The following is a 6,370-nucleotide window of genomic DNA, read 5'->3' as shown; positions in this document are numbered from 1 at the left end:
ATGGATGTGAGTATCCGGGCGGAGCGGTGCGTGGGCTGCGGGGCCTGTGTCCGGGACTGCTTGCAGGGACTGCTGGCGGTGGAGGCGGGCAAGGCCCGGGTGAAGGAGGGCGCCTGCATCCGGTGCGGCCACTGCGTGGCGGTGTGTCCCACGGACGCGGTGCGGCTGGTGGGCTGCCCGGAGGAGGAGCTGCGGCCCTACGATCCCGCCGCCTGCGAGATTCCGGCGGAGCGGCTGCTGAACTTTATGAAGTTCCGGCGGAGCATCCGCCAGTTTCAGGACCGCCCGGTGGAGGGGGAAAAGCTGGAGCAGCTGCTGGAGGCGGCCCGGTACGCACCCACCGGCGGCAACGTACAGAAGACCCGGTACATCCTGCTGGAGCGGGAGAAGGACGAGGTGACCGGTCTGGCGCTTCAGACCCTCACCGGCGCGGCGGAGCGGATCGGCAGGGACCCGGCCCTGAAGGGGATGGAACGCTACCGGGAAAAGTGGCTGAACATGTATCCCGCCTGGCGGGAGCGGGGGGAGGACGGCCTGTTTTATCGCGCCCCCTGTGTGCTGATGATCGTATCCCGCTATCCCACCGCCGGCACCGGTCGGCTGGACGCAGGTCTGGCCGCCGCCAATGTGGAGCTGCTGGCCCACGCTCTGGGTCTGGGGGTGTGCTACATCGGCCTTTTCACTGCCGCGGCATCCATCACGCCGGAGCTGCGCCGGCGGCTGGGCATCCAGTCGGGGGAGGAAGTAGTGGCCACCCTGGCCATGGGCTATCCGGATGTGCGGTATTTCCGAACGGTGAACCGGAATCCCGCCCACCTGACCCGGCTGTAAGGGTCGGCCGGGGGTAGGATGGCCTTCCCCTGCGCATACTAGAGAAAACGCCATGGAAGTGCGAGGTTATGGTATTTGAACTATGAACGGCTGACGCTCCCCAACGGGGTGCGGATCTTAACAGAGCGGGTCCCGGGGGTGCGCTCGGCCTCCCTGGGGATCTGGGTTGGCACTGGCTCCCGCCATGAGACGGCGGGAGAGAATGGGGCGGCCCATTTTATCGAGCACATGCTGTTCAAAGGCACCGCCCGGCGGACGGCGGAACAGCTGGCGGAGGAGATGGACGGGGTGGGAGGCCAGGTGAATGCCTTTACCACCAAGGAGTGTACCTGCTTCCACGCCCGAGTGCTGGACACTCATCTGCCCCGGGCGGCGGACATCTTGTGCGACATGTTCTTCCACTCCCGGTTTGACGATGCCGACGTGGAAACCGAGCGGGGGGTCATCCTGGAGGAGATCGGCATGTACGAGGACAACCCGGAGGACCTGTGTGCCGAGCGGCTGGCGGGGGCGGTATTTCACGGAACCCCCCTGGCCCGGCCCATTCTGGGCCGGCGTGCCACCCTGGAAAAGATGGACGGGGCCTGGCTGCGGCGCTACCAGCGCACCCACTATGCCCCCCAGCGCATTGTGGTGGCCCTGGCGGGCAGCTTCACCCCGGGGCATGTAGAGGACCTGGCCCGGCGGTTTGAGGGGCTGGAGCCGGCCCCCCACCCGGCGGGGCGGCCCGCCTTCTACACCCCCGGAGTGGTGGTGAAAAAGAAGGCCATTGAGCAGAACCACCTGACCCTGGCCTTTCCCGGCCTGCCCTTTGCCGACCGGCGGCGCTTTGCGCTCCAGCTGCTCTCCTCCATTCTGGGGGGCGGCATGTCCTCCCGCCTGTTTCAGCAGGTGCGGGAGAAGCGGGGGCTGTGTTACTCCATCTACACCTACGGCACCTGCCATGACGACACCGGCTATTTCGGCATCTACACCGCCCTGGGGAAGGAGACCGAGCAGGAGGCCCTGGACACCATCCTCACCGTCATCCGGGACTTTACCGAGGGGGGCGTCACCCAGGAGGAGCTGGACCGGGCGCGGGAGCAGTCCAAGGCCAACGTGCTTATGGGTCTGGAGTCCACTCAGTCCCACATGAGCAGCCTGGGCCGGGGGGAGATCCTCCAGGGCGAGGTACTGGACGAGGATCAGATCATTGCCGCCTATGACGCTGTCACCCGGGAGGATGTGCGGGAGCTGGCCCGGACCCTGTTCCGGTTTGAAAACGCCGCCCTGTCCGCCGTGGGCCGGGTGAGGTCCCAGGCCGAGTACCAGGCTCTGCTGCAATAAGAAAAAAATAAGACGGGTTCGCTGTGTGGTTGACAGCGAACCCGTTCTGTGTTTAATAGAGTCTGTCCAGCACCCGGATAATCTGGGCCACGCAGCCCTCCTCGCAGCTGCCCATAAGATAGGCGCCCCAGTCCTTCACCTCCTGGGCGCAGTTGGAGGGGGCGAAGGGAACGGCGGAGCGGGCCAGCATGGGGATGTCGTTCTGGTTGTCTCCCACGCAGTAGACCTTTTTGGGGTCCATGCCCAGGTAGCGCACCAAGTAATCCACCATGCCCCCCTTGTTGCTCCCCTTCCGGGTCATTTCCAGCAGCACCGCATTGGAAAAAATGATCTCGTACTGATCCGCCCACCGCTCCAGCATGTACTGCTGGGTGCGGCGGAGCACGTCGTTGTTTTGCTGGAGGATGACCTTGCTCCAGGGCAGGGGCATCTGGCCGATGGGAATTTCGGACGCCCCCATCCCTGCCCTCCTCAGGTGGTTGAAGGTGACCTCATTGGGCTGGTAGACATAGATATCGTCGTGGTGATAGGCCTCAAACCCGATCTCCGGGATGGCCCGGGCCAGCTGCTGCAAATCCGCCCTGGCCCGGTCGGGGAGAAAGGTCTCATACACCATCCGGTCGGCCTGAAAGTCGTACAGGGCGGAACCGTTGGATAAAATCACCGGGGCGTTGATGTGTACAAGGCGGGCGTGGGGGGCAAAGGTAGGGTGCGCCCGGCCGGTGGCGATGGTGAAGGTGCCGCCGTTTCGGGTAAAGTAGTCGATGGCCTCCACGTTGACGGGCGGTACCCGCAGGTCGGAGCCATATAGGGTGTCGTCAAAGTCGCTGACCAGCAGCACGCCGTCAAATTTGCCCAAATGATATCACCTAGTTCTTTCTGGGCAGGATGTCCTCCGCCAGAATGTATTTGCGCAGGGGGTTGTAAAGCAGGGCGAACACCACCAGACAGATCACCGTGTTTACCAGCATGTAGCTGCCATTATAGGCCAAGGAGTACATCCAGGGCTCGGTAAAGGTGATGGAGAACAGCTCCGTGGGCGCCACGATGGCGTAGATGGTGATGCCGCTGATGTAGTGGACGAGAAAACGCAGAAAGGCACAAATGAGGGTACCCACAAAGATGCCCCACTTCTTGCCCCGGAACAGGCCCGCCAGGCCCAGCGGGGTAAAGGCTACCAGGTAATCCAGCAGCAGGGATTGCCAGCCCCAGGCTACCGCTCCGTCAATAAAGATCTGAAGGGCGCCGAAGGCAAAGGCCACCAGGCAGCCGGAACCCACGCCCCAGCGGATGGCAAAAAACAGGATGGGAATCATGGCCAAATCCACAGAACCGCCGTTGGTAAAGCGGATGAGCTTGAGACCGTTGAATACCAGCGCCAGGGCCAGCATAATGGCCCCCTCGCACAGCATCCGCACGGCCAGATGGGATTTTCTCTTGCTTGTGTTCATGGAATCGCTCCTCCTAAAAATTTGTACCGCAGCGCAAACCTGGCTGCGCAATGCGGTACGGGAGGAACGACAAAAAGCCGAATCCACTTCCTACGCCGGCATTACCCGGATCAGGTTCAAGGGACACGGGCGGCACTACGCCCCAATCTCAGCCGGACTTGCGTCCAGCGCCCCTGTTATTCGATTTGTCCTGCGGTCACAGCAAAGTTTATACCAAATGCCCCAGTTTTGTCAATACTTGTTCGAACCAAGGGGGAAGGGGACACTCCAGAGTCAGCCGCTCCCCGGTGCGGGGGTGGACGAAGGACAGCCGCCGGGCGTGGAGGCACTGGCCCGCCAGGCCGGGGTACGGCTTTTTGGCGCCGTACACCACATCCCCCAGCAGAGGGTGGCCCGCGTAAGCCATGTGTACCCGGATCTGGTGGGTGCGCCCTGTCTCCAGCCGGCACTGGATGTGGGTGTGGCCGGGGAACCGCGCCAACACCTGCCAGTGTGTCACCGCCTCCCGGCCATGGAGAAAGTTTACCGCCATCTTCTTCCGGTCGGTGGGGTGGCGGGCGATGGGGGCGCTTATCGTCCCCCTATCCTCCTTTAAATTGCCCACGCACACCGCCTCATATTCCCGGTAGAGGGAGTGGTCCTGAAGCTGGGCGGCCAGTGCCAGATGGGCAAAGTCATTTTTTGCCGCGAGAATGAGTCCTGAGGTATCCCGGTCGATGCGGTGGACAATGCCGGGCCGGAGGGCGCCGTTGATTCCGGACAGACTATTTCCACAGTGATATAACAGCGCGTTGACCAATGTGCCGTCGGGATGCCCTGCCGCCGGGTGGACCACCAGGCCCACCGGCTTGTTGACGGCGATCACATCGTCGTCCTCATACACCACGTCCAGAGGGATGTTCTGGGGCAGGATGTCCACCGGGGCGGGGTCGGGGAGGACCACCACCAGCTCGTCCCCCAGGCAGGTCTTGTAGTTTTTTTTCACCGGAAGGCCGTTCCGGGTGACCGCCCCCTCCTCCAGCAGCCGCTGAGCGGCCGAGCGGGTGAGCTGGGGCAGAGCCTGGGCCAGAAACTGGTCGGCCCGCTGGCCGTCCGCCTCAACTTTCAGATGCAGGGGCGTCATGGCTCTTGTCCTCCTTGCCGTGGAGCAGCAGGTAGTAGGCGCAGAAGGCGATGCCGCCGCACACGATGCAGATATCCGCCACGTTGAACACGGCAAAGTTCATAAACAGGGTCTGGAACATGTCGGTGACATACCCCAGTGCCACCCGGTCAATGAGGTTGCCCACCGCGCCGGCCAGCACCAGAGACAGGCAGAACCTGGCGAAGGGGTGGGGAAACACCTTTTTTACCAGCAGTACCACCAGCAGGATGGAGGCCGCCGTGGATACCAGGGAGAGAATCCAGGTGTGCTGGGCAAACAGGGAGAAGGCGGCACCGGTATTCTGCACATAGGTCAGCTGCAAGACGTGAGGCAGAAAGGGGACGCCCTCCCCCAGGGAAATGTTGGCCCGGACCAGGCCCTTGACCAGCTGATCCAGGCCCACCAGGGCCGCCGCCAGGATGAGATAGAGCATAGACAAGGCTCCTTTGTGCGTAGTAGTATTATTGTACCATGCCCCGGCCCGCCGGGCAAGCCCCGCCGGTGAAATCCGCTCTGTCCGGAACTTTTTCAGGTATTGTATCATGGTTTACATTCTTTTCGCCCGGAAGCTGTCATACTGACAAGTACAATGCAGAAGGTAGGAGGCCGTTCTCATGAAGGAATTTCCCGTGCAGCGTGCGGCGATGCTGAAACCCAAGCCCGACCCGGCCACGCTGGTTTTTGGTAAGACGTTTACCGACCATATGTTCATCATGGACTACACCGCCGGCCAGGGCTGGCATGACGGGCGGATCGTCCCCTACGGCCCCATCTCTCTGGACCCCTCCGCCATGGTGTTTCACTACGCCCAGGAGGTGTTTGAGGGGTTGAAGGCTTACCGCGCCCCCGACGGCGGCGTGCAGCTTTTCCGGCCCACGGAGAATGTGAAGCGGATCAACTCCTCCTGTGAGCGGATGTGCATTCCGCTCTTGGACGAGGAGGACACCCTGGCCGCCATTGAGCAGCTGGTGCGGCTGGAGGCCGACTGGGTCCCCAGCGCCCCCGGCACCTCCCTGTATATCCGCCCCTTCATCATCGCCACCACTCCCTCCCTGGGGGTTCACGCCGCCCACAACTATATCTTCGCTGTTATTACCTGCCCGGTGGGTGCCTACTACGCCGAGGGCATCAACCCGGTAAAGATCTACGTGGAGAGCCAGGATGTCCGCGCCGTCCGGGGCGGCACCGGCTATACCAAGTGCGGCGGAAACTACGCCGCCTCCATCCGGGCCGGTGAGCGGGCGGAGGAGAATGGCTACACCCAGGTGCTGTGGCTGGACGGTGTCCACCGGGAGTACGTGGAGGAAGTGGGCTCCATGAACGTCATGTTCCAGATCGGGGACACGGTGGTGACCCCCCAGCTCACCGGCTCCGTCCTTCCCGGCATCACCCGCAAGTCCTGCATTGAGCTGATGCAGAGCTGGGGCCTGAAGGTGGAGGAGCGGCTCATCAGCGCCAAGGAGCTCTTTGAGGCCGGAGAAAACGGCACCCTGAAGGAGGCCTGGGGTACCGGTACCGCCGCCGTTATCTCTCCCATCGGTGAGATGGGCTGGGAGGACAAGCAGGTGGTGGTCAACGGCGGCAAGATCGGCCCCCTGGCCCAGAAGCTGTACGACAC

The 6,370-nt window shown here is 62.9% G+C and carries 7 protein-coding genes and 1 riboswitch; of the genes, 3 read left to right on the top strand and 4 right to left on the bottom strand.

Features of this window, described 5'->3' with window-relative positions:
* Together Q0J74_RS09935 and Q0J74_RS09930 are read left to right on the top strand one after the other, a co-directional pair.
* The coding region (locus tag Q0J74_RS09935; RefSeq protein ID WP_297214114.1) for a nitroreductase family protein at positions 1 to 831 on the top strand (831 nt) is incomplete at its 5' end.
* Between the two features lie 75 nt (positions 832 to 906).
* Positions 907 to 2,157 carry a M16 family metallopeptidase gene (locus Q0J74_RS09930; protein ID WP_297214111.1) on the top strand — a complete coding sequence of 417 codons (1,251 nt, stop codon included), beginning with the start codon at positions 907 to 909 and terminating at the stop codon, positions 2,155 to 2,157.
* Between the two features lie 52 nt (positions 2,158 to 2,209).
* Here Q0J74_RS09930 and Q0J74_RS09925 read toward each other — a convergent pair whose 3' ends face one another.
* The 4 genes from Q0J74_RS09925 to lspA form a co-directional block, all read right to left on the bottom strand.
* Positions 2,210 to 3,016 (bottom strand): HAD-IIB family hydrolase, encoded by an 807-nt coding sequence (locus Q0J74_RS09925; protein ID WP_297214108.1) that lies wholly within the window; start codon positions 3,014 to 3,016, stop codon positions 2,210 to 2,212.
* Between the two features lie 10 nt (positions 3,017 to 3,026).
* Positions 3,027 to 3,608, bottom strand: coding sequence for an energy-coupled thiamine transporter ThiT (locus tag Q0J74_RS09920; RefSeq protein WP_297214105.1), 582 nt, complete (start codon positions 3,606 to 3,608; stop codon positions 3,027 to 3,029).
* A 70-nt stretch (positions 3,609 to 3,678) separates the two neighbouring features.
* Positions 3,679 to 3,793, bottom strand: a riboswitch (TPP riboswitch).
* 23 nt (positions 3,794 to 3,816) lie between these two features.
* A complete protein-coding gene (locus tag Q0J74_RS09915; RefSeq protein ID WP_297214103.1) occupies positions 3,817 to 4,731 on the bottom strand; it encodes an RluA family pseudouridine synthase in 915 nt (304 codons plus the stop codon).
* Complete coding sequence (gene lspA / locus Q0J74_RS09910) at positions 4,706 to 5,185, bottom strand: signal peptidase II (RefSeq protein ID WP_297214100.1); 480 nt, start codon at positions 5,183 to 5,185, stop codon at positions 4,706 to 4,708. The genes Q0J74_RS09915 and lspA overlap by 26 nt, the downstream gene beginning before the upstream one ends.
* 181 nt (positions 5,186 to 5,366) lie before the next feature.
* Here lspA and Q0J74_RS09905 point away from each other — a divergent pair.
* Positions 5,367 to 6,370, top strand: a 1,004-nt coding sequence (locus Q0J74_RS09905; protein WP_297214097.1) for a branched-chain amino acid aminotransferase, incomplete at its 3' end; no start/stop codon positions are given.

Source organism: uncultured Flavonifractor sp. (genome assembly GCF_944387675.1).
Classification (GTDB): Bacteria; Bacillota; Clostridia; order Oscillospirales; family Oscillospiraceae; genus Flavonifractor.
The sequence above is the reverse complement of the archived record's forward strand: the minus strand, read 5'-3'. Positions and strand labels throughout refer to the sequence as shown.